This is a genomic window from Polynucleobacter sp. MG-27-Goln-C1 (genome assembly GCF_018881905.1).
Lineage (GTDB): Bacteria > Pseudomonadota > Gammaproteobacteria > Burkholderiales > Burkholderiaceae > Polynucleobacter.
This window is the reverse complement of the sequence record NZ_JACVPM010000003.1, coordinates 146562-164145: the sequence shown is the minus strand read 5'-3', so window position 1 is coordinate 164145 and position 17584 is coordinate 146562. Positions and strand designations below refer to the sequence as shown.

The 17584-nt window shown below is 47.7% G+C and carries 17 protein-coding genes; 8 read left to right on the top strand and 9 right to left on the bottom strand.

Going from position 1 to position 17584, the window contains the following annotated elements; all coding sequences use genetic code 11:
* Nucleotides 1-18: 18 nt before the first annotated feature.
* Nucleotides 19-801: a ThiF family adenylyltransferase gene (locus ICN14_RS08965; RefSeq protein WP_216226118.1), complete on the bottom strand. Its 783-nt coding sequence runs from the start codon at nucleotides 799-801 to the stop codon at nucleotides 19-21.
* Between the two features lie 22 nt (nucleotides 802-823).
* Between ICN14_RS08965 and pdxH the strand changes: the two genes are divergently transcribed.
* On the top strand, nucleotides 824-1459 hold the full coding sequence (pdxH, locus tag ICN14_RS08960) for a pyridoxamine 5'-phosphate oxidase (RefSeq protein ID WP_216179149.1): 636 nt from the start codon (nucleotides 824-826) through the stop codon (nucleotides 1457-1459).
* A gap of 42 nt (nucleotides 1460-1501) precedes the next feature.
* On the opposite strand, the gene msrA is transcribed toward pdxH, so the two are convergent.
* Nucleotides 1502-2074 (bottom strand): peptide-methionine (S)-S-oxide reductase MsrA, encoded by a 573-nt coding sequence (gene msrA / locus ICN14_RS08955; RefSeq protein ID WP_216226117.1) that lies wholly within the window; start codon nucleotides 2072-2074, stop codon nucleotides 1502-1504.
* Between the two features lie 53 nt (nucleotides 2075-2127).
* Between msrA and ICN14_RS08950 the strand changes: the two genes are divergently transcribed.
* The 3 genes from ICN14_RS08950 (at nucleotide 2128) to ICN14_RS08940 (ending at nucleotide 5931) form a co-directional block, all read left to right on the top strand.
* Nucleotides 2128-3531: a coniferyl aldehyde dehydrogenase gene (locus ICN14_RS08950; protein ID WP_216863262.1), complete on the top strand. Its 1404-nt coding sequence runs from the start codon at nucleotides 2128-2130 to the stop codon at nucleotides 3529-3531.
* Between the two features lie 253 nt (nucleotides 3532-3784).
* Nucleotides 3785-5356 carry a DEAD/DEAH box helicase gene (locus ICN14_RS08945; RefSeq protein ID WP_216226116.1) on the top strand — a complete coding sequence of 524 codons (1572 nt, stop codon included), beginning with the start codon at nucleotides 3785-3787 and terminating at the stop codon, nucleotides 5354-5356.
* Between the two features lie 2 nt (nucleotides 5357-5358).
* Nucleotides 5359-5931: a chorismate lyase gene (locus ICN14_RS08940; RefSeq protein ID WP_216226115.1), complete on the top strand. Its 573-nt coding sequence runs from the start codon at nucleotides 5359-5361 to the stop codon at nucleotides 5929-5931.
* Here ICN14_RS08940 and ICN14_RS08935 read toward each other — a convergent pair.
* Both ICN14_RS08935 and hemC read right to left on the bottom strand, forming a co-directional pair.
* Complete coding sequence (locus tag ICN14_RS08935) at nucleotides 5928-6737, bottom strand: uroporphyrinogen-III synthase (protein ID WP_216226114.1); 810 nt, start codon at nucleotides 6735-6737, stop codon at nucleotides 5928-5930. The genes ICN14_RS08940 and ICN14_RS08935 overlap by 4 nt on opposite strands.
* Before the next feature lie 22 nt (nucleotides 6738-6759).
* A complete protein-coding gene (hemC, locus tag ICN14_RS08930) occupies nucleotides 6760-7740 on the bottom strand; it encodes a hydroxymethylbilane synthase (RefSeq protein WP_216226113.1) in 981 nt (326 codons plus the stop codon).
* Between the two features lie 43 nt (nucleotides 7741-7783).
* Between hemC and argH the strand changes: the two genes are divergently transcribed.
* The 3 genes from argH to ICN14_RS08915 are packed head-to-tail and all read left to right on the top strand — an operon-like array spanning nucleotide 7784 to nucleotide 11288.
* Complete coding sequence (gene argH / locus ICN14_RS08925; RefSeq protein WP_216226112.1) at nucleotides 7784-9202, top strand: argininosuccinate lyase; 1419 nt, start codon at nucleotides 7784-7786, stop codon at nucleotides 9200-9202.
* Between the two features lie 5 nt (nucleotides 9203-9207).
* Nucleotides 9208-9759, top strand: coding sequence for a TRAP transporter small permease subunit (locus ICN14_RS08920; protein WP_216226111.1), 552 nt, complete (start codon nucleotides 9208-9210; stop codon nucleotides 9757-9759).
* Nucleotides 9756-11288, top strand: coding sequence for a TRAP transporter large permease subunit (locus ICN14_RS08915; protein WP_216226110.1), 1533 nt, complete (start codon nucleotides 9756-9758; stop codon nucleotides 11286-11288). Before ICN14_RS08920 ends, ICN14_RS08915 begins: the two co-directional genes overlap by 4 nt.
* A 17-nt stretch (nucleotides 11289-11305) precedes the next feature.
* Here ICN14_RS08915 and ICN14_RS08910 read toward each other — a convergent pair whose 3' ends face one another.
* The 5 genes from ICN14_RS08910 to ICN14_RS08890 form a co-directional block, all read right to left on the bottom strand.
* Entirely contained in the window at nucleotides 11306-11569 is a 264-nt protein-coding gene (locus ICN14_RS08910; protein ID WP_216226109.1) for a Txe/YoeB family addiction module toxin, read from the bottom strand.
* Nucleotides 11559-11816 carry a type II toxin-antitoxin system Phd/YefM family antitoxin gene (locus tag ICN14_RS08905; RefSeq protein WP_216226108.1) on the bottom strand — a complete coding sequence of 86 codons (258 nt, stop codon included), beginning with the start codon at nucleotides 11814-11816 and terminating at the stop codon, nucleotides 11559-11561. The genes ICN14_RS08910 and ICN14_RS08905 overlap by 11 nt, the downstream gene beginning before the upstream one ends.
* Before the next feature lie 116 nt (nucleotides 11817-11932).
* Nucleotides 11933-14200 carry an arginine/lysine/ornithine decarboxylase gene (locus ICN14_RS08900; protein WP_216226107.1) on the bottom strand — a complete coding sequence of 756 codons (2268 nt, stop codon included), beginning with the start codon at nucleotides 14198-14200 and terminating at the stop codon, nucleotides 11933-11935.
* Between the two features lie 48 nt (nucleotides 14201-14248).
* On the bottom strand, nucleotides 14249-14815 hold the full coding sequence (gene dcd / locus ICN14_RS08895; protein ID WP_041484826.1) for a dCTP deaminase: 567 nt from the start codon (nucleotides 14813-14815) through the stop codon (nucleotides 14249-14251).
* Nucleotides 14816-14856: 41 nt separating this feature from the next.
* Nucleotides 14857-15699, bottom strand: a complete 843-nt coding sequence (locus ICN14_RS08890; RefSeq protein WP_216226177.1) for a formate dehydrogenase accessory sulfurtransferase FdhD — start codon at nucleotides 15697-15699, stop codon at nucleotides 14857-14859.
* Between the two features lie 135 nt (nucleotides 15700-15834).
* Between ICN14_RS08890 and metG the strand changes: the two genes are divergently transcribed.
* The gene (metG, locus tag ICN14_RS08885; protein WP_216226106.1) at nucleotides 15835-17505 is read left to right on the top strand and encodes a methionine--tRNA ligase; all 1671 of its coding nucleotides are present in this window, start codon (nucleotides 15835-15837) and stop codon (nucleotides 17503-17505) included.
* Nucleotides 17506-17584 lie beyond the last annotated feature (79 nt).

Below are 17584 nucleotides of genomic sequence, written 5' to 3'. Positions count from 1 at the left end.
TTCCTACAGGGATTCCCCCTAAGGATTTACTGGCGTATTTGAAGAAAAGGCTTGTTGAGCAGCAATCAGATTTAAAACTTCGGCTGCAGCAGCCAAACCACAGGCTGCAGTAACCATCACGGTGGAACCATAACCAGAGCAAGCAAGCCCACCACTAGCAACCCCTGCACGAGGCTCATGTGAGTAGATTGCGCGAATACCAATTTTTCTCTTCAGATTTCTAGAGAAGCCATGATCCTGTCTAAGACCCTGACGTACTTTTGCTAGCAACGCATCCTGCTCTGTTCTAGAAAGATCGTCACATCGCACAGAGGTAGGATCTGATTTCCCACCAGCAGCACCACACATTACTAGAGCTCGCTGATTTTTATTGGCCCAAACCGCCAAAGCAATTTTAGTTTGCACCGAATCCGTTGCATCTAAAATAGTCGCATTTTCAGGAATCAAAGCATCAAGGTTTTCTGGCTCTAAAAATGCATCGTGGCTAGTGAGCGTAATTTCAGGATTAATTTGACGAATGCGATCGGTCATGGCCTGTACTTTTGCTTTGCCATACTGGCCCTCAAGCGCATGCAACTGACGATTAGTGTTGCTTTCGGCAATATGATCAAAATCAATTAAGACAAGATGACCGATGGCGGTACGAGCTAGAGCTTCAGCAGCCCAAGAGCCTACACCACCTAATCCAGCTACGACGACTGTGGCGTGACGAAAACACTCACGCAGCTCTGGCCCATATAGCCGAGCTACACCCCCAAAGCGACGATCTCCCACACTGTCTTCTATCTTGTCTTCTGCCATAGCTTCTCTTTATACTGAAAAAATGGACTCCATCGCTCAACTCCGCAAAAACTATACCTTTGGCCAGCTTTCAGAGACTGAGGTTCCACCCAATCCACTGAGCTTATTTCAAGTTTGGTTTGATCAGGCCGTCAAAGCGGAATGTCCTGAGCCCAACTCGATGACTTTGGCAACAGCAGATACAGCAGGCAATCCATCAGCTCGTATTGTCTTACTAAAAGGTGCTGATGAGGCAGGCTTTACCTTCTTCACCAATTATGAAAGCCAAAAAGGCAAAGATTTGGCTGTTCGCCCTCATGCCGCTTTGTTATTTCATTGGCATGAACTAGAGCGCCAGGTTCGCATCAAGGGGATGGTTGAGCGTGTCAGCCCCACCGAGAGCGATGAATACTTCCACTCCCGCCCAGCAGCTTCTCGTATTGGGGCTTGGGCTTCACCACAAAGTGCCGAGATCCCCAATCGCGAATTTCTTGAAGAAGCTGAAAAACGTTTCGCAGCTGATTTTGGGGATAAGCCGCCAAGACCTGAGCATTGGGGTGGTTATCGCTTACATCCTACTGAAATTGAATTCTGGCAAGGTCGACCTTCTCGCCTGCATGATCGCATTCACTATCAACTTGAAGGCGCTCATTGGCGCATTGCTCGACTAGCGCCTTAATAAATTAACTTCGTAGATTTAAATACGCTTGATCTGATTGCTCTAGCGAAACTCTGGCGCAATCAGAGATTGAAACTTTGCTCTAAATTTTGCCAACTTAGGAGCAACTACTGCCATGCAGTAGCCCTGCCCTGGATGCTGACGAAAATAATTTTGGTGATAATCCTCGGCTGGATAAATAACCGGCGCCACATCAATTTGCGTCACCACTGGATTGGAATAGATCTTCGCCTCCTCCAGCTCTTTAACTACCTCATGAGCGGTTGCGCTTTGGCTATCGCTATGAGTAAAGATCACTGAACGGTATTGGGTACCATGATCATTACCCTGATAGTTCAAGGTGGTTGGATCATGAATGACAAAAAAGATCTCCAGCAAATCGCGGTAAGACACTACTGCCGGATCAAAATAGACGTCGACAATTTCAGCATGCCCCGTTTGGCCTGAGCACACAGAGTCATAGTCAGGGTTTGGAGTCGCCCCTCCTGCGTACCCTGAAACCACTGCGCTTACGCCTGAGATTTGCTGGTAAACCGCTTCTAGGCACCAGAAACAGCCGCCTCCCAAAGTGGCGCGTTCAAGACTTGGGTGGTTTTTGAGTATGGATTCGTTCATACCTTTATCCTAATACCTTATTCAATCGTTTGCTTGCCCCACATAAAACCCCCATGTCGATAAATCGCTTCACACTCCAATTAGATGAAATCAAGGCAGCTTATGCTGCAGAACCTAACCCTACGCTAGAGGTTCGCCTTGAGCGAATTGGGCGCATTGAGCGAATGATTTCTGCCAATGAAGAAAAAATCTGCAAAGTTTTGGCTGCAGACTTTGGCGTTCGCCACTCGATTGAGAGTCAGCTTCTAGAGTTTCAGATGATTTATCAAGCATGCAAACATGTTCGCAAACATCTGAAAGAGTGGATGAAACCTCAACTGGTAACAACACCAGGATTCTTAGGCTCATCTCACGCCTGGACTCAAATGCAATCGATGGGCGTCGTTGGCATCATGAGCCCTTGGAATTACCCCGTGCAACTGGCGCTAGTTCCAGCCATTGCAGCATTTGCCGCAGGTAATCGCGTTTGGCTAAAGCCTTCAGAAAAAAGTTCTCGTACATCTGGATTCTTGGCAACATTAATCCAAGAATATTTTCACCCAAGCGAATTTTGCGTGAGTGTCGGCGGCACTGAAGTGGCTGAATCTTTTGCAGCACTCCCCTTTGATCATCTCTTTTTTACAGGTTCAGGAGAGATTGCTAAGAAAGTAATGCGCGCTGCAGCCGATCACCTAACGCCGATTACTCTTGAGTTAGGCGGCAAATCGCCGGCGATAGTCGACTCCTCAGCCAAACTCAAAGATGCTGCTGCCAGCATTGTTTACGGCAAGCTGGTGAATGGCGGACAAACTTGCATTGCTCCAGATTACGCGGTAATTAACGCAAGCCATTGCGATGCATTTGTTCAAGAGTTACAAAATGCAGCTCAAAAACAATTCTCCAATCCAGAGGAATTTACTGGTGCGATTGATGAACATCAGCTGGCGCGTTGGCATCAACTAGTTCAAGATGCGTTAGATCGTGGGGCGCAAGCAATCCCACTTATCCATTCTGCTGATAACACTGAGTTGCCATTCACCCCAGTAGCACTCTTAAATGTTTCTGAAGATGCGCTCATCATGCAAGAAGAAATATTTGGACCCATCCTGCCTATTGTGGCAATCAACGATATCGACTCCACAATTCGCTACATCAATGAACATCCAAAGCCATTGGCTCTGTACTGGTTTGGCAAGGATAAAAAGGTGATGCAACGCATTTTGAATGAAACTCGCTCTGGTGGCGTAACAATCAACGACACGCTATTGCACGCAGCTATCGAAGATTTACCATTTGGTGGCATCGGTGCAAGCGGTATGGGCGCCTATCATGGCAAAACAGGTTTTGAGGCTTTTAGCCATCGCAAATCGGTTTTAGAGGTTCGCGGCTTCTTTGGTCTTAATTTCTTACGCGGCACCAAATTGGCAAGGCCACCCTACGGTAAAGGTGTTGAGCGCTTGTTGCGCTGGATGCGTTAATCGAATTACTTGCAATTAACTCGGGAAAACCCTTGTAATTAGCCTCTTAAAATGCCATAATAGGAGGCTTTTTAAAGCAATTTGATTCATCGCCCCCCAGCTATATTTCAGCGTACCGTTTAGAAGTCATAAACACCGAAGTTTAAAAAACGCGCTGCCGCCTGTCTGATGGTCGATGCCTTTGACCATCACACTCAATAAAAAACAGAGAGTGTATACACGGAGACATCCCTTAAAAGGGATGTGTAATAGCATGACTTTTTCTAAAGAAACTAATCCCTCTGGAAACGATTTCCAGAATTTCGCCCTCGCGGCGCCACTCCTTAAAAACGTTGCTGAACTGGGTTACACCCAAGCCACTGAAGTGCAAGCTCAGGTTATTCCTGCAGCTCTCGCTGGCGGTGACTTATTGGTCAGCAGCCAAACCGGTAGCGGTAAAACCGCAGCCTTCTTATTACCTTTGATTAATCAACTCATCGAAGACAACCCAAACGGCTCACCTGTACCAGGCCGCGCACAACCTAAAGTGTTAGTGCTCTGCCCTACTCGTGAATTAGCTCAACAGGTTGCCGCAGATGCAGTGAACTTAGTTCGTGGCATGAAAGGTATCCGTATTGCAACCGTCATGGGTGGCATGCCTTATGGCAAGCAAATCCAAGCGCTGAAAGGTGCATTGTTAGTTGTCGCAACTCCTGGTCGCTTACTCGACCTGACCGACAGCAAAGCAATTCGCTTAGATGATGTCAAACAACTCGTTATCGACGAAGCCGATCGCATGCTCGACATGGGATTTGCTGATGATCTCGAGGCGATTGATAAGCGTTGCGCTGCTCGCACCCAAACATTGATGTTCTCTGCAACTTTTGCACCGAAGATTATGTCTTTGGCTAATGAGTTGACTACTAACGCTAAACGTATTGAGCTTGCTCATGCTGGCGAAAAGCACGCAAACATTGAACAGAAGCTCCACTGGGCTGACAGCATGTCACACAAGCATAAATTGCTTGAGCACATTCTGGCTGACGCCTCTTTGGATCAAGCGGTGGTATTTGCAAGCACTCAGATGGAAAGCGAAAAAATTGCTGACACCTTACGTGCCAATGGTTACGAAGCTAGCGCCTTACACGGTGCAATGCCTCAAGCTGTTCGTATGCGTCGTCTTGAGTCTTTGCGTAAAGGTCACACCAAGATTTTGGTTGCGACTGACGTAGCGGCTCGCGGTATTGATGTGCCACGTATTAGTCACGTGATTAACTTTGGCTTACCAATGAAACCAGAAGACTATACGCATCGCATCGGTCGTACTGGTCGTGCGGGTCGTAATGGTGTTGCTATCACTTTGGTTGAACATCGTGATCGCGCCAAGATTCGCAATATCGAACGCTTTACACAGCAAGATATCGTTGCTTCTGTTATCGCCGGACTCGAGCCACAAGCCAAGCCTAGCTTTGGTGGTGGCGGTGGTCGCCCAGGTGGCGGTCGCTCTGGTGGTGGCTTTGGTGGTGGCAATCGCTCCGGTGGTGGCGGTGGTCGTTATGGTTCTGGTGCTCGTTCAGAGTCTCGTTCTGGTGGCGGAGGCGGTGGCAATCGCTCAGGCAATCATTTCGAATCTCGCTCTGGCGATTCCCGTCCATCCGGTGACTCACGTCCATCTGGCGATTCACGTCCTGCTGGTGGCAATCGTTTTGCTGATTCACGCCCTGCACGCTCTGGTGACTCACGTCCTGCTGGTGGCAATCGCTCTGGTGACTCACGTCCGTCAGCTGGCCCACGTTTTGCTAAACCAAAAGCTGGTGGTCAACGTAGAAACTTTAGCGGCAGCTAAAAATGGTTCACCGTCGTCGCCTCCGTTCTGCATGGAATCGAGTCGATTCCGGTGAATTGCATCAAGCGCCACGCAAGTGGCAGTCTTGGCTTAGTGATACCGGTTCTTTAACCCAAAAAATTGAACGTGCGATTGGACAAAAACTAGAAGTTCTGGTTTTACGAGATTGCCGTCAAAACCTAAATAGCGACGAGAGTCGCTATTTTCATTTCAAGATCAAACGTTGTCGCATCAGAGAGGTATTACTGTGTGCCAACGGCATTCCACTGGTGATGGCGCATAGCATTATCCCTAGCAGCAGCTCAAGTGGCAGTAACCATGAGGTTTTGCGCTTAGGAAAAAAGCCATTAGGTGCAGTGCTATTTGCCAAAACACGCATGCACTCCAAACAGAAACCACCTCGAGAAATTGCGCGCCTAGATAAACAAAGTGCCCTGTGGAAAAAATGCTTTCAGCAATATCCAGGGCTGCCATCAGTCAGTTGGGCAAGACGGACGCTATATCAACTTAAAGGTCGCCCGCTCCTGGTAAGCGAAGTATTTCTGCCGGCGCTACTTAACTACACTAGTAATTAAATAGATAGCCAAGCTTGCGATGCGGCAATCAAAGCCTCATCACCAGGCTCGCAAGTAAACACCTCACCAAAACCGATTTGCTCAGCAGCATCAGCAATGTTGTGATGCGGGCAAATAGCTGTTGCGAGATCGAGTGGTAATTTTGCTTGACCCAAATAGCGCACTGCCTCAGATGAGGTGAGAAGCCAAAGTGATTTAGCAAAATCCATCTCATGAATTTCGTTCCAGGCGGGACTATTGAGATCTAAAGGCACGCGTGCATAAACTGAAAATGCTTCAACTTGCGCACCAGCATGCTTCAAAGTATCAGCCAGCCAATCGCGCCCACCCTCTCCTTTAAAAATGATTACTGTCTTGGTGGACCAATCCCATTTCAACTTCTGCAATTCCGTCCATAAGCCCTCGGAATCCCATTGCGCGTTGTTTTGAGGAAGAATGACTTTCGTGGGATTACCCCCAATACCAATGCCATGATTTTTGAGGGCCGCCATGCTGCTGCCTCCCATCACTCCAACAGGTAAGGGCTTGTCAGAGAAATCTTGCCAAGATTGCTCGAGTAAACGCATCGTGCATTCAATCGCATTTGGACTAACGAATATTGCCAGGTCTGCAGTCTTGAGTGCTGCAGTAATCTGCCCCAGCAAAACATCATCACCCTTCGGGGCAATCGTCAGTAGAGGTAAAGAAATAATCTGGGGGGTGGTTGTTTTCGTAAACCCACTATCTACAAGACTTGTCTGCAATGCTTCTGACAATTGGCGCGCCTGTCCACTTGGACGAGTAATGACAATGGTCTTATTGCTCATTAGCGAATTACCTTGTTACCACTTACTTTGGTAAACCGTTAGGCAGCAATCGCTCTGCGCCTTGAGAAATTAAATCACGCGCAACTGAGAGCCCCAAAGCCTCTGCGTCTTCCAAACTCTTTACCGCACCTTGAGCACTGGCTAAGCAACTTGCAGTGCCATCAACGCTAGCAACAAAAGAGCGGATATTCATGTGATCTTGATCCCAAGTGGCATACGCCGCTAAAGGTACTTCACAAGAGCCGCCTAATTGGCGTGACACCATACGCTCGGCAGTGACAGCATAAAGAGTTGGCAGATCATTGAGAGGCGCTAGCCACGCTTTGATATTAGGATGCTTGCTGAGGGTTTCGATACCGAGCGCGCCCTGTCCAGCAGCTGGTGTGTAAGGATCAATCGGTAACAGCGCACGAATACGACTTTCTAGACCCAATCGTTTAAGACCTGCGGCAGCCAAAATAATGGCCTGATATTCACCGCGATCGAGCTTGCCCATACGGGTATCTAAATTGCCACGTAAGGGCTGAATCACTAAATGTGGAAATTTGGATCTCAGGACCGACTCACGGCGCAAGCTAGAAGTGCCCACTACTGCGCCTTTTGGCAAATCTTCTAGGCTGGCGTAATCGTTAGAGACAAATGCATCATGGGCATCTTCCCGCGCCATTACACAAGACAAATCAAAACCCTCGGGCATGACCATAGGCACATCCTTCAGGGAGTGCACGGCCAAATCAGCCCGACCATCCTCCAAGGCTGTTTCGAGCTCTTTCACAAATAAGCCCTTACCGCCTACTTTAGAGAGGGCCTTATCCAGTATTTGATCGCCCCGGGTAGTCATTCCCAGGATCTGCACGTCGCAAGCTGGGTAGAGATTTTTAAGGCAATCCCGGACGTGTTCCGCTTGCCACATAGCAAGGCGACTCTCACGGGAGGCAATTACCAGGCGCTGAGGGGTGGGGGAAACAGGGGATGTGGAGCTAGAAATGGGGGTTTGGGACATAACATTTAAAATAATCAAAGACCTACACCAATATACTGCGTTTATGAGCTCATCAAAAAATTCCCTTGCCAACAAAGCCCAAGCTTGGTCGGCCCGTTTTAACGAACCCGTTGACGAACTTGTTCAGCGTTATACCGCCTCTATTGGCTTTGATCAACGCTTTGCCTTGGTTGATATCGCTGGATCTTTGGCTCACGCTGAAATGCTGGCTACCCAAAAGATTATTAGCGCCCAAGATTTGACAGATATTCAAAAGGGGATGGCTCAGATCAAAGGCGAAATCGAAGCTGGTGAATTTAACTGGCAACTCGCCTTAGAAGATGTGCACCTCAATATCGAAGCTCGCCTCACTGAATTAGTTGGTGACGCCGGCAAGCGTCTTCATACTGGTCGCTCACGTAATGACCAAGTAGCTACTGATCTACGCCTGTGGTTACGTGGCAGCGTTGATCAAATCGCAGCCACTCTTAAAACCTTACGTATCGCCCTGCTCGATCTTGCTGAGACTCACTCTGCAACGATCATGCCCGGACATACTCATTTGCAAGTAGCGCAACCCATTACTTTTGGTCATCACTTGATGGCGTATTACGAAATGTTTAGTCGCGATGCTAGCCGCTTAGCTGATTTACGCGCCCGCTTCAATCGCCTGCCACTCGGTGCAGCCGCATTGGCCGGAACGACCTATCCGATCGATCGCGAGCAAGTTGCCAAGACTCTTGGTTTTGATGGCATCTGCAATAACTCACTTGATGCCGTATCTGATCGCGACTTTGCGATTGAATTCTGCGCCTTTGCATCCATCTTGATGATGCATGTCTCCCGCTTATCTGAAGAGCTAGTGCTGTGGCTTAGCCCACGCTTTGGCTTTATTGATTTGCCAGATCGCTTCTGCACTGGTAGCTCGATCATGCCGCAGAAAAAGAACCCAGACGTTCCTGAGTTAGCTCGCGGAAAAACTGGTCGCGTCTATGGCGATTTAATCTCTTTGTTAACTTTGATGAAGAGTCAGCCATTGGCATATAACAAAGATAACCAAGAAGATAAAGAGCCTTTATTTGATGCAGTCGATACCGTGCAAGATACATTGCGCATCTTCGCCGATATGGTTCCACATATTCAGGTCAAAGCAGATGTCATGAAAGCTGCGGCTGAAGAAGGCTTCGCAACAGCAACTGACTTAGCCGATTACTTGGTTAAAAAAGGTTTAGCGTTCCGTGATGCCCATGAAGCAGTAGCCCATGCTGTTAAGGCCTGTGTTGGTCGTAACTGTATGCTCAACGATCTAACACTTCCTGAATTGCGCTTTGCTTGTGGCCTAGACAATCGCCCCGAACTCATGGGTGACGATGTCTTTGCCCTCTTAACTGTTGATGGCTCTGTTAACTCTCGTCAACATGCTGGTGGCACCGCTCCAGCGCAAGTGCTTGCTGCGATCAAACGGGGTCGTGCAGATCTCTAAACTGCATGGGCTTTTGGGGAACGCTCTCAACAGGAATTGACCGCCTAAATCAATTCCTGGGCAAGATTGCTAGCATCATGATCTTGCTGTCTTGTGTAGTGTCAGCTGTCAACGCTGTACTCCGCTATAGCCTAGACATGAGCAATAACTGGCCACTGGAATTACAGTGGTATCTGTTTGCTGCTGCTGTCATGCTAGGCGCTTCTTATACCCTGAAACGCAATGAACATGTTCGGGTAGATTTAATTTACTCGCAGCTTTCCGATCGCAGTCGCCTTTATGTTGATCTTTTTGGCTTGACTGTTTTCTTAATGCCAGCGTGCATATTATTTACCTGGCTATCTTGGACGAGTTTGTTTTATCCCTCATGGTTAGTCTCAGAGCATTCACTCAATGCAGGGGGTTTGTCGCGCTACCCCATTAAGTTTGTTGTGCCTTTTGGTTTCTTCATGCTGAGCCTGCAAGGCTTATCCGAAATCATTAAACGCATTGGCGCACTCAGAGGCAAAGAAACATTGCCCGCTGCTGATCTCCATTATGGAAAGCCCATGCAATGATTCCACTTGAATGGATGCCACCGCTCATGTTTGGCGGACTCATCGTATTTATGTTGATCGGCTTTCCGGTAGCCTTCTCTCTAATGGCTGCGGGATTATTTTTTGCTGGTATTTCAATTGCCGAGAATTTCTTTGGCTTGCCGTTTTTGCAAGCCATCCCTCAACGCATCTTTGGCAGCGTCCTTGCTAACGACCTACTACTAGCAATTCCCTTCTTCACTTTCATGGGCGCCATTCTGGAGCGCTGCGGCCTTGCCGAAGAAATGCTGGACTCGATGGGTCAGCTCTTTGGACGCATTCGGGGTGGTCTTGGTTACTCAGTAATCATTGTGGGATTCATTCTGGGGGCAATTACCGGCACAGTAGCAGCTCAGGTGATCGCTATGGCGATGATCTCTCTGCCGGTGATGATGCGTTACGGCTACAACATGCGCTACGCTACGGGCGTTTTAGCGGCTTCTGGGACTATTACCCAGTTAGTACCACCCTCTTTAGTGCTAATTGTGCTGGCTGACCAGTTAAAAACCCAAAGTGGCAGCGCCGATGTAGGCAGTATGTACTTAGGCGCTTGGGGTCCATCCCTCCTGCAAATTGGCCTTTTTGCCCTTTACACCTTTTTCCTCTCTCGCTTTAGACCCGACTACCTACCCGCGGCCCCTGAGAATGAACTCACCCTGACAGGCTGGGCACTCTGGAAAAAATGCCTCATGGGAATCATTCCTTCGGCAGTGCTGATTTTCTTGGTACTGGGAACCATCATGACCGGTATCGCTACCCCAACTGAATCTGGCGCCATGGGTGCAATGGGTGCATTGCTCTTAGCTTGGATACGCAGAGCAAGTATTCCTAACCTTAAAGGGTTAATACAAGAGGCTTATCAAAACACCATGCGTATTACTGCGATGGTGGTCTTCATATTGATTGGCTCAACTTGCTTCTCGGTTGTCTTCCAAGGTGTTGATGGTGGTCACTGGGTAGAAGAGTTATTTTCTAATCTACCAGGTGGCTGGGTTGGATTCTTGGTGGTTGTGAACTTGTTTGTTTTCTTCTTGGCATTCTTCTTGGACTTCTTTGAAATTGCTTTCATCGTTGTACCCATGCTGGCACCAGTTGCAGTGAAGCTGCTTTCACCGGTGCTGCTTGCCTCCATGAATGGCAATCCTCAAGCTGCAGCTAGCGCTGCACTAGTATGGTTCGGCGTAATGCTCTGCGTGAATATGCAAACCTCATTTATGCATCCGCCATTTGGATTTGCGCTGTTCTATTTGCGTGGAGTTGCACCGAAAGAAGTCAAAAGTAGCGATATCTACTGGGGTGCGTTACCTTGGGTGGCGCTTCAACTCATCATGGTTGTGGTGGTTGCTGCATTCCCAGCATTGGTCACTACCCTATTGGATAAGCCTGCAGCAGTTATTCAGAGCCAGGACTTTAATTTCATTGGAAGTGATGACGCTAAATCGGAGACGCCTTCAAGCAAAGTGGATGAAGATGCACCGGTTGTATTTCAATTAGATAAGCCAGGCAAGTAGCAAGCCTTGAATCATGGTCATTGATAGTGGTATCGGCACGCAATAATCACAAGTTGATTTTTCTCGATGGCATAAACAAGACGATGAACATCATCAATTCGCCTTGACCAAAATCCCGATAAACTTTCCCTTAATTCCTCAGGCTTTCCAATTCCATCCTCAGGATTTCGCATGGCATCTTTTATGAGTGCGTTAGTGCGTTTTAAAGTTTTTTTATCTTGCCCTTGCCAGTAAACGTAATCAGACCATGCAGCGCTTGTCCAAACAACCCTACTCAGCATCTACAAGAGCCTTTTCTTTGGTTTGCCCTTTGCGATATTGCGCCAATGATTTCTCCAAATGTTTTACGTTAGCTGGAGATTTTAATAAATGGAGTGTTTCCATCATGCTGTTATAGGTATTTAAAGACATCACCACAGCATCATCAGCATCCCTGCGAGAGATGATCGCTACATCACAATCACTCACCACTTGATCGATTACTTGTTTGAATTGGTTTCTTGCGTCAGAAAAATTAATTACTCTCATGGTCCAGCCTTACTTGTTCAATATATCGTACAAGTATAGTCAAAGCCTTATTTAGACACAAGTAAAAAAATACCCTGCATTTGCAGGGTATTGGAGGATGGTTTACTTAAGCTGGATCACAGGGTGATATCCGGCTCTTGCCTCACGCAATCAACGTAGTACTCGCTGCGTCCATCAATATCGGCCTTAACCAAGCCGTGGATATCAGTTTCAAAACCTGGGAATCGCTCATTGAAGTCTCGAGCAAAGTAGAGATAGTCAATGATGCGTTTATTAAAGCGCTCGCCCGGGATCAGCAATGGAATACCTGGAGGATATGGGGTTACCAACATCGCAGTAATACGATCTTCAAGCTGATCTAAAGGAACACGATCTACTTTTTTGTGCGCCATCTTCGCCCAAGCCTCTGAAGGCATCATCGCCGGCACCATGTCTGATGTGTACATCTCTGTAGTCATGCGAGCTACGTTACGACTCTTATAAAACTCATGGATCTGCTGACAGATATCTTTCAGGCCAACGCGCTCATAGCGAGGATGTTTAGCAACAAACTCTGGCAATACTTTCCACAAGGGAGCGTTCTTATCAAAGTGATCTTTAAATTGCTGTAGCTCAGTTACCAAGGTATTCCAACGACCCTTGGTGATGCCGATAGTGAACATGATGAAGAAGGAATACAAACCGCACTTCTCTACGATCACGCCATGCTCAGCTAAATACTTTGTAACAATGCTTGCTGGGATGCCCATAGAGCCGAAGTTGCCTTCGATGTCTAAACCAGGGGTTACAACGGTAGCCTTGATTGGATCAAGCATGTTGAAGTCTTTGGCCACATTGCCAAAGTCATGCCAGCTGGCATTAGGCTCCAGAATCCAATCTGAACGCTCACCAATGCCTTCTTCAGTTAAGTGATCTGGGCCCCAAACCTTAAACCACCAGTCCGCACCGAACTTATCATCCACTTCGCGCATCGCACGGCGGAAGTCCATCGCTTCAGCGATAGATTCCTCAACCAGCGTAGTGCCGCCAGGGGACTCCATCATGGCAGCAGACACATCGCAAGAGGCGATGATGGCGTACTGTGGACTAGTCGAGGTGTGCATCAAATAGGCCTCATTGAAGCAATCACGATCAAGCTTCGTATCCTCTGCATCCTGCACTAACACCTGAGAAGCTTGTGAGAGGCCGGCCAATAACTTGTGGGTTGATTGGGTGGCAAACATCAAACTCTTCTTAGTACGCTTACGATCAGATCCGATCGCATGCATGTCTTTGTAGAAAGGATGAAAGGCAGCGTGTGGCAACCAAGCTTCATCAAAATGCAATGAATCTACTTTGCCGTCGAGCATTTCTTTAATCATCTCGACGTTATAGATGATGCCGTCATAGGTACTTTGCGTAAGCGTCATGACACGAGGCACCACGTTCTTATCTTTAATGAACGGGTTGGCATCAATTTTCTTCTTGATGTTTTTCCACTCAAACTCTTCTTTTGGAATCGGGCCAATAATGCCAAGGTGATTACGAGTTGGCATTAAGAAGATCGGAATCGCGCCCATCATCGTGATGGAATGAATCACGGACTTGTGGCAGTTGCGGTCCACCAACACTACGTCGCCAGGAGCAACAGTAGAGTGCCAAACAATCTTGTTTGATGTGGATGTTCCGTTAGTCACGAAGAACAAGTGATCGGCATTAAAGATACGGGCAGCATTACGCTCGCTTTGCAATACAGGGCCAGTGTGATCTAACAACTGACCCAACTCCTCCACTGCATTACAAACGTCAGCACGAAGCATGTTCTCGCCAAAGAATTGGTGGAACATGCGTCCCACTGGACTCTTTAAGAAAGCTACGCCACCAGAGTGTCCAGGGCAATGCCAAGAGTAAGAACCTTCAGAGGCGTAATTAGTCAGTGCGCGGAAGAATGGTGGGGCCAATGAATCTAGGTAAACTTTTGCTTCACGAATAATGTGACGCGCCACAAACTCCGGCGTATCTTCATTCATGTGAATGAAGCCGTGCAACTCACGCAAGATGTCGTTCGGCATATGACGTGAAGTACGAGTCTCGCCATACAAGAAGATTGGAATGTCTTCATTGCGCTTGCGCACTTCTGTAATAAATGCGCGTAAGTTATTTAATGCAGGTAAGTCATGGTCTTCAGAGTCAGAAACAAACTCCTCGTCATCGATCGACACAATAAAGCTAGAAGCCCGGGAGGCCTGCTGGGCAAAGGATGTTAGGTCACCATAGCTGGTTAAGCCAATAACCTCCATACCCTCGTTTTCAATCGCCTCCGCTAGGTCGCGAATACCCGAACCTGAAATATTTTCAGAGCGAAAGTCCTCATCAATAATGATGATTGGAAAACGAAATTTCATGAGTACCCCTTAGAGTCGCCAATATGGCGATGAAGCAGATTAAGCAGATTAAGTCTTCGGCAGAGTTACGCCGACTTGGCCTTGATACTTACCGCCACGATCTTTGTACGATGTACCGCACACTTCATCGCTTTCAAAGAATAGAACTTGCGCACATCCTTCACCGGCATAAATCTTTGCAGGCAATGGTGTGGTGTTAGAAAACTCGAGTGTGACATAACCTTCCCACTCAGGCTCAAAAGGAGTCACGTTCACAATAATTCCGCAACGTGCGTAAGTACTCTTGCCAACGCAAACAGTTAATACGCTGCGTGGAATCTTGAAATACTCAACGGTTCTTGCCAAAGCAAATGAGTTTGGAGGAATGATGCAAACCGGGCCCTTGAAATCCACAAACGATTGCTCGTCGAAATTCTTAGGGTCAACGATGGTGCTGTTAATGTTCGTGAAAATCTTGAACTCATCAGCACAACGAATGTCATAGCCATAGCTTGAAGTGCCATAGCTCACAATTTTTTGCCCGGCGGCGTCTTGGCGGACCTGCCCAGGTTCAAATGGGCTGATCATGCCTTGCTCGCCCATGCGGCGGATCCAGTGGTCAGATTTAATAGTCATGGCCGAATTGTAAAACCATCGCAGGCCATATGCCCACGAATTTACGAGGTGGCAGGCGGGGAGGTAAAAATCACCCTCTCAGGGGCATTGAAGATCTCAAAATGCTTCCCAGAACAGCGAGATAGCAAGGTGAGATTAGTCTTGCGGGCAAGCTCCAGACCCATCAAGGTCATGCCAGAGCGGGTCATCAAGAAAGGAATGCCCATCTGAGCACCTTTAATGACCATCTCTGAGGTTAGGCGCCCAGTAGTGAAGAAGATGAGATCTTTGCCTGGCTTGTCGGCGAGCCACATGAGACCGGAGATAGAGTCAACGGCGTTGTGACGTCCAACATCCTCAATAAAGTGAAGCAGGCGGACGCTGTCGTTACCTTCCCTCTCAAATACAGCGCAAGCATGTACTGAGCCAGATTTCTTATAAATGGTGTCGTGAACTCGAATACTGTCGATGAGGGCGACTATTGCCTCTTGGGTTAATTGAGGGCCATCTGGCAATCTAATCTCCGCCATCTCCTCAATCAAGCCGCCAAACATCGTGCCCTGCCCACAACCCGTAGTTACTACGCGCTTGCTGGTGAGGGCATCAATATCTACCGTGCTGCGATAGGTCTTGACCGCCGCCGAATCAGTCTCCCAATCTACCTGAATACTGGCAATATCGTCAGGCGACTCTACTAGGCGCTGATTACGTAAATAGCCTAGCACTAGGGCTTCAGGAGCGCTTCCCAAGGTCATCAGGGTGACAACTTCCCGTTTATCCAGGTAAATGGTTAAAGGACGCTCCCCAGGAATATGGGTGGTCTTAATACGCCCTGCCTCATCCATGACCTGCACTTCGTGAACCAAAGGCACGGAAGCGTGAGACATCTGAATGTTGTGGGGCAAAGCCATAAAACGCCTCTTAAATAGGTTCAAATCGGTATTAACTTTAACCGCAGACTAAAATTGCTGCTGAAGTAAGGCCCCAAGCCCCATAATCTTGTATTCCCATTTGTTGAAATTATTTCTATTTAAGTACGCATGAGTAGCCCTAAACGTCGCCTGCTAGTTACCTCCGCCCTGCCTTACGCCAATGGCCAGATTCATATTGGGCATTTGGTGGAATACGTCCAGACGGATATTTGGGTTCGCTTCCAGAGAATGCGTGGTCACGAAGTGCACTACGTTGGCGCTGATGACACCCACGGCACGCCGATCATGTTGCGCGCTGAAAAAGAGGGTCTTACCCCTAAAGAACTGATCGCCAATGTTTGGAAAGAGCACAAACGCGACTTTGATGATTTCTTAATCTCATTTGATAACTACTACACGACAGACAGTCCTGAGAATGAAAAGCTATCTCAAAGCATCTATCTCAAACTTCGTGATGCAGGCTTGATTGAAAAACGCGCAATCGAGCAAGCCTACGATCCTGTTAAAGAAATGTTCTTGCCGGATCGTTTTATTAAAGGCGAGTGTCCTAAGTGTGGCGCCAAGGATCAGTACGGTGACTCTTGCGAAAAGTGCGGAGCAACCTATTCCCCAACCGATTTAAAGAATCCATTCTCGGTAGTGAGTGGCGCAACACCGATTAAAAAAGTTTCCGATCATTACTTCTTTAAATTATCCGATCCGCGCTGCGAGACATTTTTACGCGAGTGGACACAAGTCAAAACTCCATTGCAACCTGAAGCGCGCAACAAAATGAAGGAATGGGTTGGACAGCCTGGAGATAGCAAGCTTGGGGACTGGGACATCTCCCGTGATGCACCCTATTTTGGCTTTGAAATCCCTGATGCGCCAGGCAAATACTTCTATGTATGGCTTGATGCGCCAATTGGCTATTACGCCAGCTTCCTCAACTACTGCCAGAGCAAAGGCTTGAACTTTGAGGAATGGGTCAGACCTGATACGACTACCGAGCAGTACCATTTCATCGGTAAAGATATTCTGTATTTCCACACGCTCTTTTGGCCAGCAACCCTGCACTTTGCAGGCTATCGCACACCAACCAATGTATTTGCTCATGGCTTCCTCACCGTTGATGGCGAGAAGATGAGTAAGTCACGTGGTACTTTAATTTCTGCGCATAGCGTGATTGAATCTGGATTTAATCCTGAATGGTTCCGCTATTACTTTGCAACCAAACTCAATGACAGCATGGAGGATTTAGATTTAAATCTTCAAGACTTTGTTGCTCGAGTAAATAGCGATCTATTAGGCAAGTACATCAACATCGCGAGTCGCAGTGCCGGTTTCTTAGTGAAGCGTTTTGGTGGGGTCGTTTCTGATGCGGCAATGAACAATCCGCTGCTGGCTGAGATTGCATCTGCCAGTGAAAAAATTGCTGAGCTATATGAAGCTCGTGAATATGCCAAAGCATTGCGCACGATCATGGAGCTAGCCGACAAGGTTAATGCCTTTGTTGATGAAAACAAGCCTTGGGAAATCGCTAAAGATCCTGAGCGTGAAGCTGACTTACAGCGAGTCTGCAGCATCACCTTAGAGGCATTCCGTTTATTGAGTCTCTATCTCAAGCCAGTACTGCCGCAAGTAACGGCTGGAGTTGAGGACTTCCTCTCAGTCCCAGCCATGACCTGGAGTGACGTTAAAACACCCCTCTCCAGTCAAAATCCGATCAAAGCCTATAAACACCTCATGACCCGAGTCGAAGCGCCTCAAATCGAGGCTTTATTGGCAGCAAACCTCTAAAAACGACCCCAAATAGGCTAATTTCCAGGAATTAGGCAAAAAGTCGGCAGCTTTGTAGGAAAAATCGTTAATAATGATG

What these genes read in the sequence shown, in the direction of transcription:
- ICN14_RS08940 (WP_216226115.1), top strand. Translation starts at nt 5,359, where the DNA reads ATGGTTCACCGTCGTCGCCTCCGTTCTGCATGGAATCGAGTCGATTCC.
- ICN14_RS08945 (WP_216226116.1), top strand. Translation starts at nt 3,785, where the DNA reads ATGACTTTTTCTAAAGAAACTAATCCCTCTGGAAACGATTTCCAGAAT.
- msrA (WP_216226117.1), bottom strand. Translation starts at nt 2,074, where the DNA reads ATGAACGAATCCATACTCAAAAACCACCCAAGTCTTGAACGCGCCACT.
- pdxH (WP_216179149.1), top strand. Translation starts at nt 824, where the DNA reads ATGGACTCCATCGCTCAACTCCGCAAAAACTATACCTTTGGCCAGCTT.
- ICN14_RS08950 (WP_216863262.1), top strand. Translation starts at nt 2,128, where the DNA reads ATGTCGATAAATCGCTTCACACTCCAATTAGATGAAATCAAGGCAGCT.
- argH (WP_216226112.1), top strand. Translation starts at nt 7,784, where the DNA reads ATGAGCTCATCAAAAAATTCCCTTGCCAACAAAGCCCAAGCTTGGTCG.
- ICN14_RS08910 (WP_216226109.1), bottom strand. Translation starts at nt 11,569, where the DNA reads ATGCTGAGTAGGGTTGTTTGGACAAGCGCTGCATGGTCTGATTACGTT.
- metG (WP_216226106.1), top strand. Translation starts at nt 15,835, where the DNA reads ATGAGTAGCCCTAAACGTCGCCTGCTAGTTACCTCCGCCCTGCCTTAC.
- hemC (WP_216226113.1), bottom strand. Translation starts at nt 7,740, where the DNA reads ATGTCCCAAACCCCCATTTCTAGCTCCACATCCCCTGTTTCCCCCACC.
- ICN14_RS08935 (WP_216226114.1), bottom strand. Translation starts at nt 6,737, where the DNA reads ATGAGCAATAAGACCATTGTCATTACTCGTCCAAGTGGACAGGCGCGC.
- ICN14_RS08915 (WP_216226110.1), top strand. Translation starts at nt 9,756, where the DNA reads ATGATTCCACTTGAATGGATGCCACCGCTCATGTTTGGCGGACTCATC.
- ICN14_RS08905 (WP_216226108.1), bottom strand. Translation starts at nt 11,816, where the DNA reads ATGAGAGTAATTAATTTTTCTGACGCAAGAAACCAATTCAAACAAGTA.
- ICN14_RS08920 (WP_216226111.1), top strand. Translation starts at nt 9,208, where the DNA reads ATGGGCTTTTGGGGAACGCTCTCAACAGGAATTGACCGCCTAAATCAA.
- dcd (WP_041484826.1), bottom strand. Translation starts at nt 14,815, where the DNA reads ATGACTATTAAATCTGACCACTGGATCCGCCGCATGGGCGAGCAAGGC.
- ICN14_RS08965 (WP_216226118.1), bottom strand. Translation starts at nt 801, where the DNA reads ATGGCAGAAGACAAGATAGAAGACAGTGTGGGAGATCGTCGCTTTGGG.
- ICN14_RS08900 (WP_216226107.1), bottom strand. Translation starts at nt 14,200, where the DNA reads ATGAAATTTCGTTTTCCAATCATCATTATTGATGAGGACTTTCGCTCT.